Annotated in this window: 15 protein-coding genes; 11 read left to right on the forward strand and 4 right to left on the reverse strand. The window is 46.4% G+C overall.

What is annotated here, in order from left to right; translation table 11 throughout:
* Window positions 1-14 precede the first annotated feature (14 nt).
* Entirely contained in the window at window positions 15-1,637 is a 1,623-nt protein-coding gene (locus tag OQY15_RS16990) for an NADP-dependent glyceraldehyde-3-phosphate dehydrogenase (protein ID WP_265793079.1), read from the forward strand.
* Window positions 1,638-1,899: 262 nt separating this feature from the next.
* On the opposite strand, the gene OQY15_RS16995 is transcribed toward OQY15_RS16990, so the two are convergent.
* Window positions 1,900-2,820 carry a hypothetical protein gene (locus tag OQY15_RS16995; protein ID WP_265793080.1) on the reverse strand — a complete coding sequence of 307 codons (921 nt, stop codon included), beginning with the start codon at window positions 2,818-2,820 and terminating at the stop codon, window positions 1,900-1,902.
* Between the two features lie 101 nt (window positions 2,821-2,921).
* Between OQY15_RS16995 and OQY15_RS17000 the strand changes: the two genes are divergently transcribed.
* Window positions 2,922-5,363, forward strand: coding sequence for an AsmA family protein (locus OQY15_RS17000; protein ID WP_265793081.1), 2,442 nt, complete (start codon window positions 2,922-2,924; stop codon window positions 5,361-5,363).
* Window positions 5,364-5,385: 22 nt separating this feature from the next.
* Window positions 5,386-5,856 carry a hypothetical protein gene (locus OQY15_RS17005; protein WP_265793082.1) on the forward strand — a complete coding sequence of 157 codons (471 nt, stop codon included), beginning with the start codon at window positions 5,386-5,388 and terminating at the stop codon, window positions 5,854-5,856.
* Window positions 5,857-5,861: 5 nt separating this feature from the next.
* On the opposite strand, the gene OQY15_RS17010 is transcribed toward OQY15_RS17005, so the two are convergent.
* Window positions 5,862-7,076: a BamA/TamA family outer membrane protein gene (locus tag OQY15_RS17010; protein WP_265793083.1), complete on the reverse strand. Its 1,215-nt coding sequence runs from the start codon at window positions 7,074-7,076 to the stop codon at window positions 5,862-5,864.
* Between the two features lie 88 nt (window positions 7,077-7,164).
* On the opposite strand from OQY15_RS17010, the gene OQY15_RS17015 reads away from it, so the two are divergent.
* The gene (locus OQY15_RS17015; protein ID WP_265793084.1) at window positions 7,165-8,667 is read left to right on the forward strand and encodes a SulP family inorganic anion transporter; all 1,503 of its coding nucleotides are present in this window, start codon (window positions 7,165-7,167) and stop codon (window positions 8,665-8,667) included.
* A gap of 3 nt (window positions 8,668-8,670) precedes the next feature.
* Here the strand turns inward: OQY15_RS17015 and OQY15_RS17020 are convergent, their stop codons facing one another.
* Window positions 8,671-8,904, reverse strand: coding sequence for a hypothetical protein (locus OQY15_RS17020; protein ID WP_265793085.1), 234 nt, complete (start codon window positions 8,902-8,904; stop codon window positions 8,671-8,673).
* Between the two features lie 379 nt (window positions 8,905-9,283).
* Between OQY15_RS17020 and OQY15_RS17025 the strand changes: the two genes are divergently transcribed.
* Window positions 9,284-10,795 (forward strand): hypothetical protein, encoded by a 1,512-nt coding sequence (locus OQY15_RS17025; protein WP_265793086.1) that lies wholly within the window; start codon window positions 9,284-9,286, stop codon window positions 10,793-10,795.
* 4 nt (window positions 10,796-10,799) lie between these two features.
* Here the strand turns inward: OQY15_RS17025 and OQY15_RS17030 are convergent, their stop codons facing one another.
* Window positions 10,800-11,213, reverse strand: a complete 414-nt coding sequence (locus OQY15_RS17030) for an alkylphosphonate utilization protein (protein WP_265793087.1) — start codon at window positions 11,211-11,213, stop codon at window positions 10,800-10,802.
* A gap of 310 nt (window positions 11,214-11,523) precedes the next feature.
* Between OQY15_RS17030 and OQY15_RS17035 the strand changes: the two genes are divergently transcribed.
* The 6 genes from OQY15_RS17035 to OQY15_RS17060 all read left to right on the forward strand — a co-directional run bounded on the left by OQY15_RS17035 (window position 11,524) and on the right by OQY15_RS17060 (window position 21,952).
* The gene (locus OQY15_RS17035; protein ID WP_265793088.1) at window positions 11,524-13,404 is read left to right on the forward strand and encodes a gamma-glutamyltransferase; all 1,881 of its coding nucleotides are present in this window, start codon (window positions 11,524-11,526) and stop codon (window positions 13,402-13,404) included.
* A 54-nt stretch (window positions 13,405-13,458) separates the two neighbouring features.
* A complete protein-coding gene (locus OQY15_RS17040; RefSeq protein ID WP_265793089.1) occupies window positions 13,459-13,854 on the forward strand; it encodes a hypothetical protein in 396 nt (131 codons plus the stop codon).
* A gap of 81 nt (window positions 13,855-13,935) precedes the next feature.
* Complete coding sequence (locus tag OQY15_RS17045) at window positions 13,936-15,018, forward strand: efflux RND transporter periplasmic adaptor subunit (protein ID WP_265793090.1); 1,083 nt, start codon at window positions 13,936-13,938, stop codon at window positions 15,016-15,018.
* A 54-nt stretch (window positions 15,019-15,072) separates the two neighbouring features.
* On the forward strand, window positions 15,073-18,240 hold the full coding sequence (locus tag OQY15_RS17050) for an efflux RND transporter permease subunit (protein ID WP_265793091.1): 3,168 nt from the start codon (window positions 15,073-15,075) through the stop codon (window positions 18,238-18,240).
* Window positions 18,233-19,666, forward strand: a complete 1,434-nt coding sequence (locus OQY15_RS17055) for a TolC family protein (RefSeq protein ID WP_265793092.1) — start codon at window positions 18,233-18,235, stop codon at window positions 19,664-19,666. Before OQY15_RS17050 ends, OQY15_RS17055 begins: the two co-directional genes overlap by 8 nt.
* A gap of 87 nt (window positions 19,667-19,753) precedes the next feature.
* Entirely contained in the window at window positions 19,754-21,952 is a 2,199-nt protein-coding gene (locus OQY15_RS17060) for a radical SAM protein (RefSeq protein WP_265793093.1), read from the forward strand.
* Window positions 21,953-21,978 lie beyond the last annotated feature (26 nt).

The raw sequence follows: 21,978 nt of genomic DNA on the forward strand, positions 1-21,978 counted from the left end.
TTATAATTTATCTTATGTCTGCAATCGATTTATCCTCAATTTTTGTTGAAGAGAACCAAATTCCTGAGCAGTACAGATTATTGGAAGAGGTAAACCAGCGCGAATATCTGAGCAATGGTGAGATGCTTCCATGGAATGGGGAGGTGCATACGGTGCTTTCTCCAATCTGTATTCAAACTGCAGAGGGGCTCAAGCGCAAGGTGATTGGCACTTATCCCTTATGTACGGAGAAGGAAAGTTTTGAAGCGCTGGACGCTGCTGTAGAGGCCTATGATAACGGTCGAGGGGCATGGCCGACTATGAGTGTATCTGACCGTATAGACTGTGTGGCGCTCTTTACGGAGAAGATGATCACGAAGAAAGATGAGGTGGTGAAATTACTGATGTGGGAGATCGGTAAGTCGCACGCAGATTCTGTAAAGGAGTTTGACCGTACGGTGGAGTACATTTATGCGACCATTGATGCGCTGAAGGATCTGGACAGGCGCTCGGCGCAGTTTAGTATCGAGCAGGGGATTGTGGCGCAGATCAGGCGTTCGCCACTTGGAGTGGTGCTTTGCATGGGGCCGTTCAACTATCCTTTAAATGAGACTTTTACAACGTTGATTCCAGCCTTGATTATGGGGAATACGTTATTGTTCAAACCGCCTAAGCATGGTACCTTGCTGCACTATCCTTTACTGGAGGCTTTCAGTTCGTGTTTTCCAAAAGGGGTGGTGAATACGATTTACGGTCGGGGGAGTAATATTATTCCGGGACTGATGAAGTCGGGCAAGATCAATGTGCTTACACTTATCGGATCCAGCAAGGTGGCGGATGAGTTGAAGAAGTTGCATCCAAAGGTGAATCGCTTGCGGGCGGTTTTAGGGCTGGATGCAAAGAATGCGGCGATTATTACAGCACATGCTGATTTGAAACTTGCTGTGCAGGAGACTTTGCTGGGATCTTTGTCATTTAACGGGCAGCGCTGTACGGCGCTGAAGATTGTGTTTGTGCACCGTAGTGTGGTGGATGAGTTTCTGAAGCTTTTTGCTGAAGCAGTATCGCAACTGAAATATGGGATGCCATGGGAGGATGGGGTTTCTTTAACGCCATTGCCTGAGCCACATAAGCCAGCTTACCTGAAGGAATGTATCGAGGATGCGGTAGAGCAGGGTGCAGCTGTTATCAACGAAAACGGGGGATTGACTAATGAGTCATTTGTCTATCCGGCGATTGTTTATCCAGTGAACAAGGGGATGAAGTTATGGGAAGAGGAGCAGTTTGGACCGGTTATTCCGGTTACAGCTTTTGATGATCTGGAGGAGACTGTAGAGTATCTGATTGAGTCTACTCATGGGCAGCAGGTGAGTATATTCAGCAATGATGATGATGAGCTTGCAGCAATGATTGATCCGCTGGTTAATCTGGTGAGCAGGGTTAATATCAATTGCCAGTGTCAGCGGGGACCGGATGCGTTTCCATTTACAGGCAGGAAGGATTCTGCAGAGGGTACGCTTTCTGTTGTGGATGCGATCAGGTCGTTTTCGATCAGGTCGCTTGTCGCGACAAAATTGAATAAAACTAATAAGGATTTATTGGACGCGATATTGGAAGATAAGACGAGTAACTTCTTGTCAAATAAGTTTTTGTTTTAGGGGTTCGGGAAAAAAAATAGAAGGTCTGGTTTGATGCTGTATTCTGCGGAAATACAGAATAAGGCATCAAACCAGACCTTCTATTTTTTTACTTCTTACAAGGGTTTATTCAACATGCAGGGAGCACAAGCATGGCTTCCTTGCAGGGAGCACAGGCATGGCTTTCTTACTATATCGCCTTGTAAGTTCTCCTTGCAGGGCTTATAGGCATCGCTTTCTTACTATATCGCCTTGCAAGCTCTCATTGCAGAAACTTTGATTCTTAATCTACTAATCTTTTCTCGAGGATTACAGCGCTTTCAACTTTTCTCTTCTTGGAGTTATTCATGATCAGGTTGTATTTACCAAGGAAGCCAGTGCCGATAATGTTTTTTGGTACAGCTGAGCTGATTACTACTTTTTGGTTCTTCAGCGCCATGCCGTTGAAAGTCATGTTCGGAATTACTGCTTCGTAAATCGTGTCTACCAGTTTGTCGGAATGCACATTCGATACTACCGTTCTGGAAGGGCTAAGACGGTACTCATCGATAATCGCCCTTCCTATGGCCGTAGAGCTGCTCACCAGGAAGCCGGCGCCTGAACCCAGATCCAGGATAAATTCAGAGTTTACATTACTGATGTTAACCACTGCCGTTGGGGCAGTATTGTTCTTGTAGTTGATTGTCGTATAGGCCTGTTCCGGGCTGAAAGGAGTTTTGGAAACGAAAACTTCGTTTCTGTCATTATTGATCTTCCAGTTGTACTGATACACCATCAGCGTTCCTGTAGAGCCAGTGGCAATCGTATCGGGAAAGGCCTGGTTGATGACCGTCTCTTCGTTGCGGAACTTCAGGGGGCCTACTTCGATCTTAGGCAGGTAGAATACAGATTTACTGTGGGGGCCTCCGTTTTTGTCGGTAGACATCAGTCGGTCCCAGCTAGGCCATAGTTGCCTGGTTTCGTAGAAGTAAGGGGTGAGTCGTAAAGTTTTGGAGTACGTAGCGAACAGCAGGGCGATGGTGTCTTTGTCTACTCTCGCCGGCAGGTAGATGCGGTTATACTTGTCTTTCTTAAAGCTGATCTTCGTCACTGCTTTTTTCGACTGTGCCAGGGCAGGGCCTGATATTAAAGATCCTGCTGAGATGCAGGTAACTGCAAGCAGGAACAGTATCGTTCTTTTGGATAAAAGATTTTGTGTTTTCATTTGTGTGTGAATTAATAGTACTAAAATAATCAATTTTCAGGAACAAAACCAGCTATAAACAAATAGCGTATTTAAATGTTAATGTTATTAAAATCAACGCTATGCCCTTCTGGTTAAAACGCACCTTTCAAGTCCTTGCTGCCCTTATTGTATTGATAATCATTGTGTTCATAGGATTGGCTATGTATGTGAATGTCAACAAAAAGGAGTTGCTCATTTCGATCAATAAGGAGCTGAACAGGAATATCAACGGAACTGTTACAGTAGGAGCGATGGAACCGACCTTTCTCAGGGGCTTTCCGGGAGTTTCTGTATCGCTTAAGAACGTGGAGATCAGGGATAGCTTATGGAAGGTGCATCACCATAGCCTGTTGACGGCAAAGGATTTTGATATCTCGGTGAATGCCATGGCATTGCTCAGAGGTACCATCGAAATCAGAAAGATAGCCATTAATAATGCAGAAGCTTATCTATATACAGATAGTACGGGCTATAGCAATACCTCGGTTTTCAAGAAGAAGGCGCAGGCTCCTGAGCAGACCAAGGAGGAGAGTGCATCTCCGGCAGAGATCAGGAGGTTCGACCTCAATGATGTCCGGTTTATCCTCGACAACAGGAAGGGGAATAAACTGTTCCTGTTTGCTATACAGGACTTTAGCGGCAAGGTGGATTATCCCTCATCAGGATGGAAAGCTGATGTGAACCTGAAGACACTCGTGCGCAGTCTCGCCTTTAATACCAAGAGAGGAAGTTTCGTGAAGGATAAGCTGATACAGGGCAAGATGGATGTCTCCTATGACAATGAGCTGGGCGAGATTGAGGTTAAACCCAAGGTGTTGAAGATTGGGGAAGATCCTTTTATTATTGGGGCTAAATTTAAAATAGCGAAAGACCCTACAGCCTTTACCATCACGATCGAGGCACGCAGTATCCTTTGGAAAAATGCCTCGGCATTGCTGGCACCAAATATCGCATCACGCCTGAATATGTTCAATCTGGATAAGCCTATTGCGGTGAAATGTATTATCGATGGGGATATGGGTGGAGGTGGAGATCCTTCGATCCTGGTAAATGCCTCGGTGAAGGCCAATAAGCTGACCAGTCCGGGCGGGGTCATAGACCATGTGAATTTCTCTGGTGTCTATACCAACAACTTTATTAATGGCAAGGGCTTTACTGATGCTAACTCTGCCGTAAAGCTATATCGTTTTTCAGGTTCCTATGCAGAAATCCCTTTTACCATTGACACGGCTTTTATCCATAATTTTGATAAGCCAGTGGCAACGGGAGTATTCAAATCCAAATTTGATGTATCCAAACTGAATAATGTGATCGGGGATGATATGCTGAAGTTTACCAAAGGAACGGCAAACCTGGAGCTGCATTATTCTGCAGACCTGGTCAACTTTAAACTGAATAAGCCGATGCTCAGGGGACTGGTGAGTGTCAAAAATGCGGATGTGAGTTATGTGCCGCGGAATCTGAACTTCAAGAATACCTCCATCACGCTGGATTTTCAGAAGGAGGACCTGCAGATTAGGGATATCCGTTTACAGAGTGGTAAGAGTATCGTTTTTATGGATGGCAGTATCAAAAACTTCCTCAACCTGTATTACAATGCTCCGGAAAAGATCATGTTCAACTGGAATATGAGGAGTCCGGATATTTATCTGGCTGAATTCCTGGGTTTCCTGAGTTCAAGGAAGGGACGCAAAGTACAGAAGTCTAAAGGAAAAAGCAATGTCTCCGCAAATCAGCTCAACCAGATGCTGGAGAAAGGGAAGGCGCAGATCAACCTGAAGGTCGCCAGGGTGCATTATGACAAGTTCCTGGGTACCAATGCTACGGCAACGGTATTGTTATCCGATGCAGGTTTAAATCTGACCAATACCAGTCTGAGGCATGCCGGAGGGACAGTGAAGCTGGGAGGCAGTGTTACGCAGATCGGAACGACTAATCATTTTACAGTCAATACAGTAGTATCCAATGTGAACATCAGAGACTTCTTCTATTCATTTGATAACTTCGGCTTGAAGTCGCCCACCTATAAAAACCTGAAAGGCAATTTCTTTACACGTACAAATGTATCCGGAAATATTACCCCTGCAGGAAAAATCGTTCCCGGATCGATGAATGGAACGGTGATCTTTGATCTGAAGAACGGTGCGCTCGTGAACTATCAGGAGCTGCAGAGCGTTGGAAAGTTCGCGTTTCCTTTCAGGGACCTCAACAACATCGTGATCAGTAACCTTAACGGCAAGTTTGATATCAGGGGCGAGAAGGTGAGGATCAACCCGATGAAAATCAATTCCAGCGTGTTGAATATGGATGTCGAAGGCATCTACTCGATGGGAGCAGGAACCAATATATTACTGGATGTGCCGCTGAGAAACCCTAAAAAAGATGAGGAAATTACTGACAAGAAGGAAATCAGGGAAAGACGGATGAAAGGCATCGTGGTGCATATCCAGGCTCTGGATGGCGAGGATGGAAAGATTAAGTTTAAACTGGTGAGGAAAAGGTCACAGGATAAAACAGAATAAGGCATTTCATTATCTTTGTTTCATGAAGTATGCAATCACTATTCTTTGTTGTCTCTGGGCGTTTCAAGGTCATGCACAGAACCTGGAATTAAATCAGCTGAAATCGTTTATCACCAGGCCGGTGGGCAAAGTTACCGACAGCCTGAAGAAAGCGGGCTGGATCGCACATCCCGAGTTGTCGGGGGTCCAGAATCAGCAGATGTATCAGACTTTGTCATTTGGAAAATCTAAAACGGAGAAGGGGAAGGCACTGGCCTGGTTCAGGGTACATGCAGATGTCGGTATCATCAATCAGCTTTATTACCAGTCGCCCGGCATTGCTCAGTTCAATGCACTGCTGGAAGAGATCAAAGCTACCGGAACGCAGAAAAAGGAGGAGCAGAGCATCGAAGATAAGAAGCTGAACACCTATTACGTTTCTCCGGATTATATCTATCAGACCATCGTGGGCGAAAACAGTTTTACGGTGATGGTCATGGCTAACAAGCAGTAAACGCTTTAAAACGCTTCTCCAAGGTTGATCGCGAAACCTTTATAACCCTTGCTCATTCCATAATCTATGGCGATATTGGTATTGGAAGCTTTATTGAACTTGATACGCAGACCTGTTCCTATCGCGGGATGGAGCTTTTTAAACTTATTATCCTGCTCGGTCACAGAGGTTGCATTCGCAAACACCACAAATCCAAATAAGCCATTATCTGTAATATCCCTCCGGTATTCAGTTTCCATATAAATCAAGCCTTTACCCCGGTAACGGTTCTGGTTAACTCCCCGTCCCGACCTGTTATTAGGGTCCCATCCGATGCTAGGCAGGTTCAGGTAGGGAATATCGTTATTCAGGCCTGTCCAGAGGTAAGTCCAGAAGGCCAGGGTGTTTTGCTGATGAGGTTTTGTGTTCAGGGATACATATTTTCTGGCATCAACATAGACCGATCTCCAGCTGGTCTTACTGCCCATGCGGCTGGAGTTATTTCTAACCGATATATTCAGGTAGCATCCCGGGAGGGGATTAATGGAGTTATTGCGCGTATCGTAAAGCAGGTTTGCTGAGAAACCCGCTGAGAATGAATTTTCTCCAACTCCGGTACCTATATCATAGCCACTGAAGTCTGACAGTCCGGGGCCATCTGCCCTCACGTTGATAAAGTAGTCGAGGTTATAGCCGAGACCTGCATACAAATATGGCTTGAGGCGTCTCAAGGCACTTTGGTAAAAGCGGATATACTTATAATTGACCATCACATTGTTGTCTTCCTGTCCGCTTCCAATACCCCAGGTTTCCTGCGGATAAAAGAGAAAACGCGTATCGCCCATCACTACCCATTCGTTGTTCTTCAGCCAGAGGTTTGATCTCAGTGGCAGGCCAAAACGGCCTTTGAAGTTCCAGTATGGCGTAAAGGTCACGTTGGACATATACGTTTTTTTCCTGTCGGCCAGGTAAAAGCCCGCAGTGGTAGAAGTAATCAGGGCACGGCCTCCTCCGGGAACATTACCACCGATGGGCAGCAATGAAAAGAAAACCTTTTTTTCTCCGGGATGCATTTTTGGTTTGCCGGGGATGCTAAACAACGTTTTAGCGATATCTATCAGGTCTTTTTTTATCGCTGTATCACGCACCACATTGTTATTCCGGATCATGTTGCTTGCATTTTGGGCCTGTGCACCTGTGGATAGTACGATAAGGATAAAAAAGAACGTGTGTTTAGTCATATTTTCATGCTAAACAAATGTCGCGCCACTAATGATTAAAAAATGGCCCTGAGCGTGCATAGTAACATATCTTTTGTAGTTTTGCAAAATGCCAGCTTCAAAAGCCCTCTTTGATTTCTCTCAAAAAATAGATTATAAAACTGAAATACTTGCCGGCCTTACCGTAGCCATGACCATGATGCCCGAATCGCTTTCTTTTGCAATTCTGGCGGGATTTCCGCCTTTGGTAGGTTTGTACGCGGCTTTCATCATGGGACTGGTGACCTCTATCTTCGGCGGTCGCCCGGGACTGATCTCCGGTGGTGCAGGAGCGGTGGTCGTGGTACTCATCGCACTGATGAAATCCCATGGTATCGAGTATGTTTTTGCAGCCGTAGCATTGGGGGGCCTTATCCAGATCTGCATCGGCTTATTTAAGCTTGGTAAATTTATCCGTCTCGTGCCGCAACCGGTGATGTACGGCTTTGTCAACGGACTTGCTGTGATCATCTTTATGGCGCAGCTGGAACAGTTTAAAACGGTAGTGAATGGGCAGCTTACCTGGCTGACAGGTAATCCCTTGTATATTATGGGCGGCCTTGTGGCTTTAACCATTGCTATCGTGCTGGTTTTTCCTCGCATCACGAAAGCCGTGCCGCCGTCATTGGTCGCCATCATTGTAGTTTTCCTTCTTGTTCTGGGCTTTCAGATTGATACCAAAACGGTCAAAGATATCGCTTCAGTAAGTGGTGGTTTTCCTCCTTTTCATATTCCGCAGATACCATTGAACATCGCTACCCTGCAGATCATCTTTCCCTATGCGCTGATTATGGCAGGGGTAGGACTTACTGAAGGACTGCTGACATTAAACCTGGTGGATGAAATGACCGCCAGCAGGGGTAACAGCAACAGGGAGTGTATTGCGCAGGGAACGGCGAACATTCTCAACGGATTCTTCTTTGGAATGGGCGGTTGCCCGATGATTGCGCAGACTTTGGTAAACCTGAGTGCAGGAGCAAGGGCGAGGCTTTCAGGCATTGTTGCGAGCCTGACGATCCTGTTGATTATCCTCTTCGGGGCACCCGTAATCGAACGTGTTCCTATGGCTGCGCTGACGGGTGTGATGATCATGGTGGCCATCGGTACTTTTGAATGGGCGAGTTTCAGGATCATCAACAAAATGCCTAAACAGGATATTTTTGTCGGTATCGCCGTGGCTGTCATCACGGTATGGTTGCATAACCTGGCTCTGGCGGTATTGATCGGTGTGATTATCTCTGCACTGGTGTTCGCCTGGGAAAGTGCCAAACGCATCAGGGCAAGAACTCGTGTTGATGCTGCAGGGGTTAAATACTATGAGATCTACGGGCCGCTGTTTTTTGGTTCTGTAACAACGTTTTCGGAGAAATTTGATGTGCAGAATGATCCTTCAGAAATCGTGATTGACTTCAGGGACAGCAGGATAGCGGATATGTCGGCCCTCGATGCACTGCATAAATTGACCATGCGTTACCAGAAAGCCGGGAAGGTACTGCATTTACAAAACTTAAGCGAAGACAGTATTATTCTACTGAAAAATGCGGAAGAGGTAATTGAGGTGAATATCAGGTAATCCTTAGTTATTTACCAGTACTCTGTTATCAGAAACAAGAGTGTTCATTCTGTAGTTGAGTGCTTTACGCGCGAGTTTTATCCTCAACCGTACAATGTCTAGAGGCAACTCCAGGATATAGGCAATCTCACGGTGGCTGAAACCCTCGAACGACTTAATAAAGGGAACATAAAATTCCGTTTCCAGGATATTTAAGTCTTGTAATGCCTGATGTTGCTGAAGTGTAGAATTTTCCATGTTGTACGAATTGTGAATTTGCAATCAGGTTACCTGTTTTATTCATCACAGCACGCTCAATTACTATACCAATAAGACAGCTACTTACGTTAAAAATCGTTTTACCGATGCAAAATTCTTCAAATTGTTTTAGAAAAGTGTTTAGGGGCGCTTTAATTCACACTCTTACAGGTTGTTGAAGTGATGGTCGCTCCGATTATACGTTTTAGCTGAGGTGTGAGACTACAGAAAGCAGCGCTGATGTATTAAAATTGAATCAGTTGCATCTTCTGTTTAAATCAGTACTAAATATGTTACTGGAATAATTTTTTAATTTTTATAGAAATAATTGTCATACTGATATTTCAAATGTATATTAGTACTATAATCAGTTAACATCATGATCTCAAAACGCCTCATTCTTTCCATTCTACTTTGTTTTACCATCTCTGCACTATCTGCTCAGAAGCTCAAATACTTCCAGGGGACATTTGAAGAAGCAAAAGCAGCAGCAAAAAAGCAGCGTAAGCTGATTTATGTAATGGTTGACTGGGGAAACAATACTGAGCCGAATTCTCCGCTTCCCCTGGATGATGAGTTGCTGAAAAAATATCACTCTGGTTTCATCTGTATTTATAAAAACGCGACGGCCAAAGCAGGCCTTAATGATCTTTATCAGAAGTATAACATTTCCACATATCCAACTCATCTTTACCTGGATGCTGAAGGTAGCTTGCTGTTAAAGACGGTAGGTTTCAGAACCAACAAAGAGCCATACCTGACTGAAACCGCGAAGGCGATACAGCTTTCTAAGGAAAAAACGCTCACAAAGTATCAACAAGAGTATGAAAAGGGCAGCAGGAATGAGCAATTTCTGAAAAACTACCTCCTGAAATATGATGAATTGGATATTCCTGTGAACCAGGAGGTGCTGGAGGCCTATGCCAATACCTTACCGGTAAATAAACTGGATGACTTTGAGACGATATCATTCCTCATCCAGAGGGCTCCCGCTTTGTCTAGCATGGCTTATAAAATTACGCGTGTCTACCCTAAACTGACGGACAGTGTCTACAAGTCGCTTCCTTCCGCAAAAAGAGGGATCATCAACAACAGGATCATCAGATCTTCTTTGGCTATTGCCAAATCGAGAAAGGATGAAAAACTCGCTTTGGAAACAGCAGCATTTACACAAAATACCTGGAGCAATAATTGGCAAAGAGGGATGACCGCCCGTACATATAACATGATGGAATATTATCTGGCGGTCAAAGATACCACCAAATACCTGAGCAATGCATCCAGTTATTATCAGCAGTATTATCTGATGCTCCGCGATTCTTTACACAGACAGGAGGGGCAGATGACACTGGGAAACCTGCCAAACCAGGCCAGCCAAAAAACAAGACCTATGATTCCGCAGGAACCCGTTATAGTAAAGTCTGATCCGAAAGCAGATTCTGCAAGGATTGTCACACAAGTCACGATGGTCACGAAAGTCGTAGCTCCCTCGATGGGAATCTCCAACATTGCGCCGAAAAGTCAAAACACCCGCGCGATGGAATATGCAATGACGTTAAATAATGGCGCCTGGACGATGTACACCATGAAAGCAAAAATTCCTGCTTACCTGTCTCAAGCCGTAATTTGGGTATATCGCTCGATTGAATTATTTCCGGAGAATCCGGCATTCCATGATACGCTTGCACACCTGCTTTACCAGCAGCAAAAATATACGGAGGCCTTAACCTATCAGGAAAAAGCAGTTGTCCTTGCCAGAGCTGAAGCCAAAAATATAGCGGAGCTGATGGCAAGGTCAACCAATAAACCTGCGTTAAGCCCTGATCATGGGCAGAAAGCCATCGAAATGTATACCGCAGAGTTGGAAAAGATGAGGTCAAAGACCTTGTAAAGCTTTAATTCTGCTTTCTCACGTACTTCGTCAGAATAACGATGACTTGTCCTTCAATTCTGCCTTCAATCTGATCGGTATTGTTTTCAACCAATCTGATGTTCTTTACTACGGTCCCCAGCTTTGCATTTAAGCTGGATCCTTTCACATCAAGGGTTTTGGTCAGCACCACAGAGTCTCCTGTCTGCAGCGGGCTGCCCAGGGCATCTTTGTGTATTTCATCTGCCTCTGCAGCATCATCGTCGTCAAAAGCTTTTGCCCAGCTCAGTGTCTCATCTTCCAGGTACATCATGTCCAGCAGATCTGCTGCCCATCCCTCAGCGCTGAGTCTGTTTAACATGCGCCAGGAAACTACCTGCACCGAAGGAACTTCACTCCACATGCTTGTGCTCAGACAACGCCAGTGATTTTTATCCATCTCCTGAGATTTTTCGATTTGTGAATGACAGGTTCCGCAAATAAAGATGCTGTTATCAGCGGTCTGTACAGTTTGTGGGGGTACGGCATAAATTGTAAGGGCTGCTGCAGATTGACAGATTTCACAGGTATTATTGCTTCTCTGTTGTAGTTGTTGTTCCAGTAACATCTATTTTCTTAAAAATTCTTTTTGTAAACAATTCGCGAATATAATTAATTTATCATACTAGTATCTACAATGTGACAGCTGCGCCCTTAAAATCTTCTTCTCAGCTTTACATTTTTTCTGTATTTTAGTTTTTTCAGATCATATGAACCGACTTTTATCAGCTCTCCTCCTTTCCGCAACGGTTTTTTCCGCATCGGCACAACAAACTCAGAAACCCGTATTACATGGCCGCAACTGGATGGCCATTACCGGTAAGCCACTGGCCGCCACAGCCGGGGCCATCACTTTTCAGAAAGGTGGAAATGCCGTTGATGCAGCCTGTGCCATGCTTGCCGCAACCTGCACCATGTGGGATACGCTGAGCTGGGGAGGTGAAACGCAACTGCTGATCTATAATCCAAAAACTAAACAGGTGATCGCCATCAATGCGATGGGGGTGGCGCCTACAGGAGCTACGGCGGAGTTTTTTAAAAGTAAAGGGTACAACTTCCCACCGGAGTACGGACCGCTGGCGGCAACTACGCCCGGAACTGTGGGCGGACTGATCTATATCCTTTCCAACTATGGTACCTTAAGTCTGGAACAAGTGCTGGCACCGGCAATGGAGCTTGCTGCAGGTTATCCTATAGAAGCACAGGCAGCCAATGCCATGGAGCGCGGCAAGGCGCTGATCAAACAATGGCCATATAGCTCAAAGGTTTTCTTTACACATCCCGGAGAAAAAAGAGAAGCACCGGAAGCGGGAGAGATCTTTGTACAGAAAGACCTGCTGGCTACGCTGAGCAAATTGGTGGAGGCAGAAAAGAAAGCACTAAAACAGGGTAAGAACCGCAAACAGGCACTGATGGCCGCCTATGACAGGTTCTACAAGGGCGATATTGCTGAGGAGTTTGTGCGCGGTGCCAAAGAACAGGGGGGACTGATCACCATGAAGGACCTGGCAAACTGGAAACCTCTGGAAGAGAAACCGCTGATGGTGAACTACAAAGGTATTGATGTGTACAAAATGCAGCAGTGGACACAAGGTCCGGTGATGCTGCAGGCGCTGAATATCCTGGAAAACTTCGACCTGAAAAGCATGGGCTACAACAGCACCAAATATATCCATACCTTATATCAGGCGATGAACCTGGCGTTTGCCGACCGCGATTTCTATTATGGAGATCCATATTTTACACCGGCAGAGCCGATGAAGGGCCTGCTCAGCAAAGCTTATGCAAAAGAACGTGCGCAGCTGATCAGGTATGATAAAAACGATGCAAACATCGGCCCGGGCAATCCATATCCTTATGAAGGAAAAACCAATCCTTATATCAATTTATTAAAAAGCCGCGGCTTTGAGATGGATACCAGCAAACGCAACTTTGCTCCCAAACATGACATGACCAACAACTCTCCTAAAACTGAGTATCAGGACAGGCTGTGGCGCGGTACGACATCTGTGGAGGCTGCCGATAAAGAAGGATGGGTGGTATCTATTACACCAAGTGGCGGCTGGCTGCCAGCCTGTATTGCAGGAAATACGGGTATCGGCATGAGCCAGCGTATGCAGAGCTTTGTGCTCGATTCGGCGATTAACCCTTTCAACGTTGTTGCGCCGGGCAAAAGACCGAGAGTAACTTTGTCGCCGGCACTGGCACTCAAAGATGGCAAACCCTATTTATCTTCAGCGGTACAGGGTGGAGATACGCAGGATCAGAATCTGCTGCAGTTCTTTCTCAATGTCTCGGAGTTTGGCATGAACGTGCAACAGGCTTCGGAAGCGGCAAATATCAACACGAATCAGTTGTGGTTATCCCTGGGAGGTACAAAAACTTCAGACCGTGAGCCTAAAGCCGGACAAATGCTGCTGAACAGCAATACACCTGAAGCCATACGCACTGAACTGAAGAAAATGGGCTATAACCTGAGTTTTGGTGACCGCACGAGCGGACCGATCAATGCGATATTTTTCGACTGGAAACACAACAGTCTTTGGGGAGGTTCCAGCAATCATGGTGAAGATTATGGCATAGGATGGTAATTTTTTTTCTTACATACATCATTCTATGATTTCTTTGATTACTTTTATCGCCTAATGAAGGGATTTGTATTTTATATATATCTGTGCCTCCTGCTATTCTGCGGAGGGCATGCTGTATATGCAAATACGCATCATCCACTGCATCCGCATGCTGCAGGACGCGACTTCGCCAAGAAGCCTCATAGCAAGCTCAGCAATAACGATCAGACTAATACCTTCTTTGAAGACGCAGAAATTGACGTTGAAGAAGAATACCTGGGCGATCATGATGACCTTGATGCGGGAGCGAACAAGTTTGTGCCGGGTAAATACAGTTTGCCCGACTGGCTTTCTATCACTTCTGCAGAGCTTTTCATTTCCAACTTTTACAACAACAGCTTTAATATCATTCCGCAGATCTGCGGTTATTCTTCTCCTCTGTATATCATACAGCGGGTATTGAGAATCTGAGAGACACCATTGCCACATTTTCATGTCCAATAGAACCCCCGGGTTCTTGTCCTCAAACGCTTATATACCCATTATTATCAAATGAAGAGACTAGTTGTGTCCAATGGCTTAATCGCCTTGTTATGCCTTGCAAGCTGTGCACCTAAAAAAGAAGAAAAAAAAGAAGAAAGTAAGTTTACCGTTACTACTGCCATCAGAATCGATACATCCTTTACCAAACAATATGTATCGCAAATTAAATCCGTAAGAAACATCGAGATCCGTTCTCAGGAAAAGGGTTTCCTTCAGAATATATATGTGGATGAAGGCCAGTTTGTTAAATCTGGTCAGCTCCTGTTCAGAATCATGCCAAAAGTGTACGAAGCAGAATTGCTGAAAGCACAGGCAGAGTACAAATCTGCGGAAATAGAACTGCAGAATGCCAAAACGCTGGCCGACAAAAACATCGTTTCGAAAAACGAGCAGTCGGTAGCACAAGCCAAACTGGAACAGGCAAAAGCCGAAGTTTCTCTGGCTAAATTACACCTGTCCTTTACTGAAATAAGAGCTCCCTTTGACGGTACGATCGACCGTATTCCGCTAAAACTGGGAAGCCTGATTGATGAAGGTGAACTGATGACCAGCCTGTCTGACAACACACAGATGTTCGCTTACTTTAACGTTTCAGAACCCGAATACCTGGAATACCAGCAGAATGTAAAGGGGCGTGCCGACAGTAAAGTGAGTCTGCTGCTGGCCAATAATCAGCAATTGCCCTACAAGGGAAAAGTAGAGATCATCGAAGGTGAGTTTAACAACGAAACCGGAAATATCGCCTTCAGGGCAAAATTTCCAAACCCTGACAAGCTGTTAAAAAATGGGGAAACCGGTGAGGTACAAATGATCGTGCCGCTGCGCCAGGCAATGGTCATCCCGCAAAAAGCCACTTACGAAATCCAGGATAAAACTTATGTATTTGTCGTGGATGCCAGGGGTATCGTACACTCAAAAAACATCACCATCGCCGGCGAAATGCCCGATCTGTATGTTGTTGCCAGCGGTTTAAGCGACAGCGATAAAATCCTGCTGGAAGGTGTGCAAAAGGTGAGAGACGATGACAAAATCAAGTTTGATTACCAGTCGCCACAAACCTGGATTACTTCACTGAGATTAAAAGCTGAATAGTTTCAGCCAGGCTGAAAGTACCATCCCAATTCATTTCATTAAAAAGAACAACCCATGTTTAGTAAATTTATACAGAGGCCCGTACTCTCTATAGTCATCTCCCTGATCATTGTTTTCCTGGGATTCCTGGCTTTAAAGGGCATACCGGTCACACAGTTCCCCTCCATCTCACCCCCAAAGGTGAACATTACAGCAGAATACCCCGGCGCCAACGGCGAGCTCATGATCAAATCGGTAATCATACCATTGGAAAGAGCCATCAACGGTGTTCCGGGCATGAAATATATGGCTTCAGATGCCGGTAACGATGGTGAGGCCACCATTCAGGTGGTCTTTAACCTCGGCACTGATCCCAATCAGGCATCGGTAAACATCCAGAACCGGGTGGCCTCGGTGGTGAACAAACTCCCGCCACTGGTAGTGCGTGAAGGGGTAAAAATCACCCGCGAGGAATCCAACATGCTGATGTATATCAACTTGTTCAGTAAAGATCCCAAGACAGACCAGAAGTTCCTGTACAACTTTGCCGATATCAACATCCTGTCAGAATTAAGAAGGGTTGATGGTGTCGGAGTGGCCAATATTTTGGGTACACGCGAATATGCCATGAGGATCTGGCTCAAGCCCGATCGTATGCTGGCTTACAAAATCTCTGCCGATGAAGTGCTGGAAGCACTGAACCAGCAAAGTCTCGAAGCTTCACCGGGTAAAACGGGGGAGAGTTCCGGAAAAAGATCCCAGGCTTTTGAGTACGTGCTGAAATACTCCGGAAGGTTTACCACCAAGGAGCAGTATGCCAATATTATCCTGAGGTCTACCAAGGACGGGGAGATCCTGCGTCTGAAAGATGTGGCTAACGTAGAATTTGGTAGCGCCATGTACGATATCTATTCCAATCTGAACGGACATCCTTCGGCAGCGATCACGGTTAAGCAATCGTACGGAAGTAATGCGAGCCAGGTGATCAAGGATATCAAAGCCAAGATGGCGGAGATCAAGAAAACGTCTTTCCCCGACGGACTGGATTACGAGATCAGTTATGACGTATCCAAATTCCTGGATGCCTCCATTGAAAAGGTGGTGCATACGCTGGTGGAGGCATTTATATTGGTAGGATTGGTGGTGTTCCTGTTTCTGGGCGACTGGCGTTCTACGATAATCCCTGCCATTGCGGTACCGGTATCACTCATCGGAACCTTCGTTTTTATGCAGGTCTTTGGCATCACGCTCAACCTGATCACCCTGTTTGCCCTCGTGCTCGCCATTGGGGTCGTCGTCGATGATGCGATTGTAGTCATCGAGGCTGTCCATGCCAAAATGGAGGAGAAACATCTTTCACCGCTGAGAGCCACACAGGAGGCGATGCATGAAATCAGTGGTGCGATCATTGCAATTACCTTCCTGATGGCAGCGGTGTTTGTACCTGTAGCCTTTATGTCGGGTCCCGTGGGGATCTTTTACCGCCAGTTCTCCATTACCATGGCCACCGCCATTATCCTCTCGGGGGTAGTAGCGCTCACGCTGACACCCGCACTCTGTGCGATGCTGCTGAAGAACAACCATGGTAAAGCGAAAAAGAAAAATGCGCTGGATAAATTCCTCGATGGATTCAACAATGGCTTTAATAAGCTCACTGGCAGGTACCAGCACGTACTTCGCCTGATTGTGAACCGCAGGATGCTCACCTTTGGGGTGCTGGTTGCTTTCTGCGTCGGCATCTTCTTCCTGAACAACAGCCTTCCATCGGGCTTTATCCCAAATGAGGATCAGGGGATGTTTTATGCCATCATCCAGACGCCTCCGGGATCATCGCTGGAACGTACCAATCAGGTTGCCGAGAAGCTGCAGAAAATTGCAGAAACCGTTGAAGGAGTACAATCTGTATCGGCATTGGCCGGATATGAGATCCTTACCGAAGGTACGGGTGCCAACTCCGGTACCTGTCTGATCAACCTGAAGAGCTGGGAAGACCGCACACATTCTGTGCAGGAAATCATCCAGGAACTGGAAGAGAAAACTGAGGCAATCAATGGGGCCACGATAGAATATTTCCAGCCGCCAGCTGTGCCGGGATATGGTGCTGCCGGTGGATTTGAGCTGCGCCTGCTGGATAAGGCAGGGACAGGAGACTTCCATAAAATGGAAACGATCAGCAAGGACTTCGTGAGGGAACTCAGCAAACGTCCGGAGTTGTCCTCTGTATTTACGTTTTACAGTGCCAGTTTCCCGCAGTATATGCTGAAGGTGGACAATGATATCGCAAAGCAAAAGGGGGTAACGATTGAGAATGCGATGAATACGCTGTCCACGCTGGTAGGTAGTAACTACGAAACCAACTTCATCAAGTTCGACCGTCAGTATAAAGTGATGGTACAGGCTTCGCCAGAATATCGTGCCCTGCCGGAGGATATACTGAAGTTATACGTGAAAAACGACCGTGATGAGATGGTACCTTTTTCTGCCTTCATGAAGATGGAGAAAGTATATGGTTTGTCGGAGATCACGCGTCACAATATGTACAATGCTTCTGAGATCAGCGGTGCATCGGCACCGGGTTATAGTAGTGGTGCCGCGATCCAGGCAATTACCGAGGTGGCTGGTAAAACGCTGCCAAGGGGCTGGGGTATCGACTGGGCGGGTATTTCCAAAGATGAGGTAGCGCGTGGTAATGAAGCGATCTACATCTTTATGATCTGTCTGGGTTTTGTGTACCTCGTGCTTGCCGCACAGTATGAAAGTTTTATCCTGCCTTTCGCCGTATTGCTTTCCCTGCCATGTGGTATTTTCGGCGCTTTCATGCTGCTGAAAATCTGTGGCCTGGAGAATAACATCTACGCGCAGGTAGCACTGGTGATGCTCATCGGCTTGCTGGGTAAAAATGCCGTGCTGATTGTGGAGTTTGCCGTACAGAAGCATGCGCAGGGGGCCACAGTTATTGAGGCAGCGATGGAAGGTGCCGTAGTGAGGTTCCGTCCGATCCTGATGACATCCTTTGCGTTTATTGCGGGGCTGATCCCATTGGTTTTCGCCTCGGGACCCGGTAAAATCGGTAACCGCACCATCGGCTCTGCCGCTGCCGGAGGGATGCTCTTAGGAACACTCTGCGGGGTGCTTGTCATCCCCGGGCTGTACTATATTTTCGGCAAAATCGCCGAGAAAAACCGCCTGGCCAAACATGAAGTTGAAAACCCATTAACAGAAGAAATCGATGACAATGTATAAATTAAAGCTTAATCGGTATACTGTTTTGCTGGCTGTAACGCTTGCAGCAGCGGGATGTAAAGTGCCCGAAGCAGCAGCACCAGCAGCAAACCAGCCGGTTCCCGAATCTTTCGCGGGCAGCCGGGATACGACCAACAGCTCAGTCCTTCCATGGAAGAGCTTTTTTAAAGATCCTTACCTCACAGACCTGATTGATACAGCCCTCAAGAATAACCAGGAGCTGATGGTGACTTTGCAGGACATTGAAATCGCGAAAAACGATATCCGCATGCGTAAGTCGGCCTTACTGCCAAGTGTAGGTTTAAGGGCGGGTGCAGAACTGGAAAAAGTAGGCCGCTACACCAGTCAGGGCGCAGGAGATGCCTCTACGGAGATTTATGAGGGCAAGGAAGTTCCAGATCCGCTGGCAAATTTCACGCTGGCAGCAACGGCCAACTGGGAGATTGACATCTGGAAAAAACTTCGCAATGCAAAAAAAGCAGCAATCAGCAGATATCTGTCTTCCGTAGAAGGCAAAAACTTTGTGCTCACCAACCTCATTGCTGAGGTGGCCAATTCCTATTATGAACTGCAGTCGCTGGACACCCAGCTGGACATCGTTCACCAGAACATCAAGCTGCAGAAGAACGCACTGGAGATTGTGAAAGTGCAGAAACAAGCCATGCGGGCAACCGAGCTGGCCGTGCAGAAGTTCCGTGCAGAGGTGCTTTCTTCACAGAGCAAGGAATTTGATATCCTGCAGCAGATCAAAGAAGAAGAGAATAACCTCAACCTGCTGCTGGGCCGTTATCCGCAGGAGATCAAAAGGGACAAGGGCGATTTCCTGACGCTGCAGCCTATGGCCATCAATTCAGGTATTCCTGCACAGCTGCTGGCCAACCGGCCCGATATTAAACAGGCAGAGCTGGAGCTTGCTGCAGCAAAGCTGGATGTGAAAGTTGCCCGTGCCGAGTTTTATCCTTCACTGGATATCTCTGCTGCCGTTGGTCTTGAAGCATTTAAACCATCTTATCTGTTCAAGCTGCCCAAATCCCTGCTGTACTCCTTAGCGGGTGATTTAGCGGGACCACTGGTCAACCGGAATGCGATAAAGGCAGAGTTTAACAGTGCCAATGCCAGACAGCTGCAGTCGATGTTTAACTATCAGCGGATCCTGCTGAATGCCTATATGGAGGTATCTACACAGCTTTCGAAGATCGATAACCTGGGCAAAAGTTACGATCTGAGGTCGCAACAGGTAGATGCCCTGAACACCTCCATCAGTGTGAGCAACGACCTGTTTAAGTCGGCCCGCGCAGATTATTTCGAAGTGATGATGACGCAGCGCGATGCACTGGAAACCAAGCTGGATCTGGTAGAAACAAAAAAAGCGCAGTTCAATGCTGTCGTAAATGTATACAAACAATTAGGGGGCGGTTGGAGATAGTCATCCGCTCGCTAACACAGCGCCTGTTGGTTTATACCGGCAGGCGCTTTTTTTTTGCTATTTTTGCAGGGAAATACAATCTCCATTTTGAAAACAGATCTCTTCCTTGTTACTCCACCATTTACCCAACTGAATACTCCGTATCCGGCTACAGCTTATATCAAAGGTTTTTTAAATACCAAAGGTATTTCGTCAACGCAGGCAGACCTGGGGATAGAGGTGATCCTGGCTTTGTTTTCAAAGCAGGGACTGGAAGAGCTTTTCCGGTACACAGACCAGCATGCCGGACATCCGATGAGCCAGAATGCGAAAAGGATCTATGCACTGAGGGATGAGTATATCAAAACTATCGATGCCGTGATTCCCTTTCTGCAGGGTAAAAACCCCACTCTGGCTTTGCAGATCTGCCAGGAAGATTACCTGCCAGAGGCTTCGCGCTTTGCGGAGCTGGATGAACTGGACTGGGCTTTTGGCTCCATGGGAACCCAGGACAAGGCTAAACACCTGGCGACCCTGTACCTGGAGGATATCTCAGATTTTATCATTGAGTGTGTCGATCAGAATTTTGGGTTCAGTCGCTACGCCGAGCGATTAGGCCGCAGTGCAAATTCTTTTGATGAGTTGTACCTTGCATTAAATCAGGAGTATACTTACATGGATCAGATCCTGATGCGCATCCTGGAGGAGAAACTTGCAGTCGTTCAGCCAAAAATATTCCTGATCTCTGTTCCATTCCCCGGAAATCTGTATGCTGCCTTCCGCGGTGCGCAATATGTGAAAAGAAATTACCCGGAGATCAAAATCGCGATGGGGGGCGGTTTTGCAAATACGGAGCTGCGCTCGGTTTCTGATCCCAGGGTTTTCGAGTTCTTTGATTTTATTTCTCTGGATGACGGGGAGTTACCTGTCGAGCTGATCTGTAATGCGGTGCTCAAAGGCGGGGAGTTTAACCTCTACAAGAGAACCTTTATGCTGGAAAACGGAGCGGTGACGTACAGAAACGATGCTTTGAGAAGTGATTATAAACAGTCTGATGTGGGCACGCCGGATTACAGTGACCTGAAACTGGACCAGTATATTTCGGTGATTGAAATCGTTAACCCTATGCACAGGATGTGGAGCGATGGCCGCTGGAACAAGCTCACGATGGCGCATGGTTGCTACTGGGGCAAATGTACCTTCTGTGATATCTCGCTTGATTATATCAAAGTATATGAACCTGTTGCAGCTAAACAGATCGTAGACAGGATCGAAGACCTCATCAAAAATACCGGACAGAATGGTTTTCACTTTGTGGATGAGGCCGCACCGCCGGCACTGATGCGCGAGGTGGCACTGGAGATCTTACGCAGAAAGATCTCTGTGAGCTGGTGGACGAACATTCGGTTTGAGAAAAGCTTTACCGGGGATCTTTGTCTGCTGCTGAAAGCTTCAGGATGTATCGCGGTGTCAGGTGGTCTGGAAGTGGCCTCCGACCGCCTGCTGAAGCTGATCGACAAAGGGGTTTCTGTAGAACAGGTGGCGCAGGTGACGCGTAACTTTACCGAAGCAGGGGTGATGGTACATGCCTATCTGATGTACGGCTATCCTACACAAACCATCCAGGAAACCGTAGACAGCCTGGAAATGGTGAGGCAGCTGTTTAAAGCAGGGGTGTTACAGTCCGGTTTCTGGCACCAGTTTGCCATGACCGCGCATAGTCCTGTGGGTTTGTATCCCGAGAAATTCGGCGTCGTGAAAGAAACGGAGGTGATCGGAACTTTTGCAAATAATGATCTCAATTATATCGATAAAACAGGGATCAACCACGACCAGTTCAGCTTCGGCTTAAAGAAATCGCTATTTAACTTTATGCACGGCATCTGTATCGATTACAAGTTGCAGGACTGGTTTGATTTCAAGATCCCTAAAGTAACTATCCCTGCCGATTTTATTGAGCAGGCACTCCGGGGACAGAGTAAATTTGATACGAAAGCTACTGCCAAAATTGTCTGGCTGGGTGGTCAGCCTGATCAGGAAAGTTTTGTAAAGTATAAAAAAGGGAAGGGCATTGATATGATCAACCTGACCTTTCATCATAAAAAAGAAACTTTTGATATCCAGACCAGCAAAGCCGAAGCCAGATGGCTCTGTATGATGCTGCAGAAAATCAGTGTCTCCAATGTTAAGGTTCTCAGTTTCCAGGAGATCAAAGCTGATTACGAAAATCAGATGCCACACTTCGAATTGTTCTGGTACTCAGAACCGGTAAATACCCTGCGGGATTTCGGTCTGCTGGTGTTATAAAGTAATGTTGCAATAGTATTAACGAA

Origin of the sequence: Pedobacter sp. MC2016-15, assembly GCF_026239695.1 — a bacterium.
Lineage (GTDB): Bacteria > Bacteroidota > Bacteroidia > Sphingobacteriales > Sphingobacteriaceae > Pedobacter.

What these genes read in the sequence shown, in the direction of transcription:
- OQY15_RS17020 (WP_265793085.1), bottom strand. Translation starts at nt 8,904, where the DNA reads ATGGAAAATTCTACACTTCAGCAACATCAGGCATTACAAGACTTAAAT.
- OQY15_RS16990 (WP_265793079.1), top strand. Translation starts at nt 15, where the DNA reads ATGTCTGCAATCGATTTATCCTCAATTTTTGTTGAAGAGAACCAAATT.
- OQY15_RS17055 (WP_265793092.1), top strand. Translation starts at nt 18,233, where the DNA reads ATGTATAAATTAAAGCTTAATCGGTATACTGTTTTGCTGGCTGTAACG.
- OQY15_RS17025 (WP_265793086.1), top strand. Translation starts at nt 9,284, where the DNA reads ATGATCTCAAAACGCCTCATTCTTTCCATTCTACTTTGTTTTACCATC.
- OQY15_RS17035 (WP_265793088.1), top strand. Translation starts at nt 11,524, where the DNA reads ATGAACCGACTTTTATCAGCTCTCCTCCTTTCCGCAACGGTTTTTTCC.
- OQY15_RS17010 (WP_265793083.1), bottom strand. Translation starts at nt 7,076, where the DNA reads ATGACTAAACACACGTTCTTTTTTATCCTTATCGTACTATCCACAGGT.
- OQY15_RS17050 (WP_265793091.1), top strand. Translation starts at nt 15,073, where the DNA reads ATGTTTAGTAAATTTATACAGAGGCCCGTACTCTCTATAGTCATCTCC.
- OQY15_RS17040 (WP_265793089.1), top strand. Translation starts at nt 13,459, where the DNA reads ATGAAGGGATTTGTATTTTATATATATCTGTGCCTCCTGCTATTCTGC.
- OQY15_RS17030 (WP_265793087.1), bottom strand. Translation starts at nt 11,213, where the DNA reads ATGGATAAAAATCACTGGCGTTGTCTGAGCACAAGCATGTGGAGTGAA.
- OQY15_RS16995 (WP_265793080.1), bottom strand. Translation starts at nt 2,820, where the DNA reads ATGAAAACACAAAATCTTTTATCCAAAAGAACGATACTGTTCCTGCTT.
- OQY15_RS17045 (WP_265793090.1), top strand. Translation starts at nt 13,936, where the DNA reads ATGAAGAGACTAGTTGTGTCCAATGGCTTAATCGCCTTGTTATGCCTT.
- OQY15_RS17000 (WP_265793081.1), top strand. Translation starts at nt 2,922, where the DNA reads ATGCCCTTCTGGTTAAAACGCACCTTTCAAGTCCTTGCTGCCCTTATT.
- OQY15_RS17005 (WP_265793082.1), top strand. Translation starts at nt 5,386, where the DNA reads ATGAAGTATGCAATCACTATTCTTTGTTGTCTCTGGGCGTTTCAAGGT.
- OQY15_RS17015 (WP_265793084.1), top strand. Translation starts at nt 7,165, where the DNA reads ATGCCAGCTTCAAAAGCCCTCTTTGATTTCTCTCAAAAAATAGATTAT.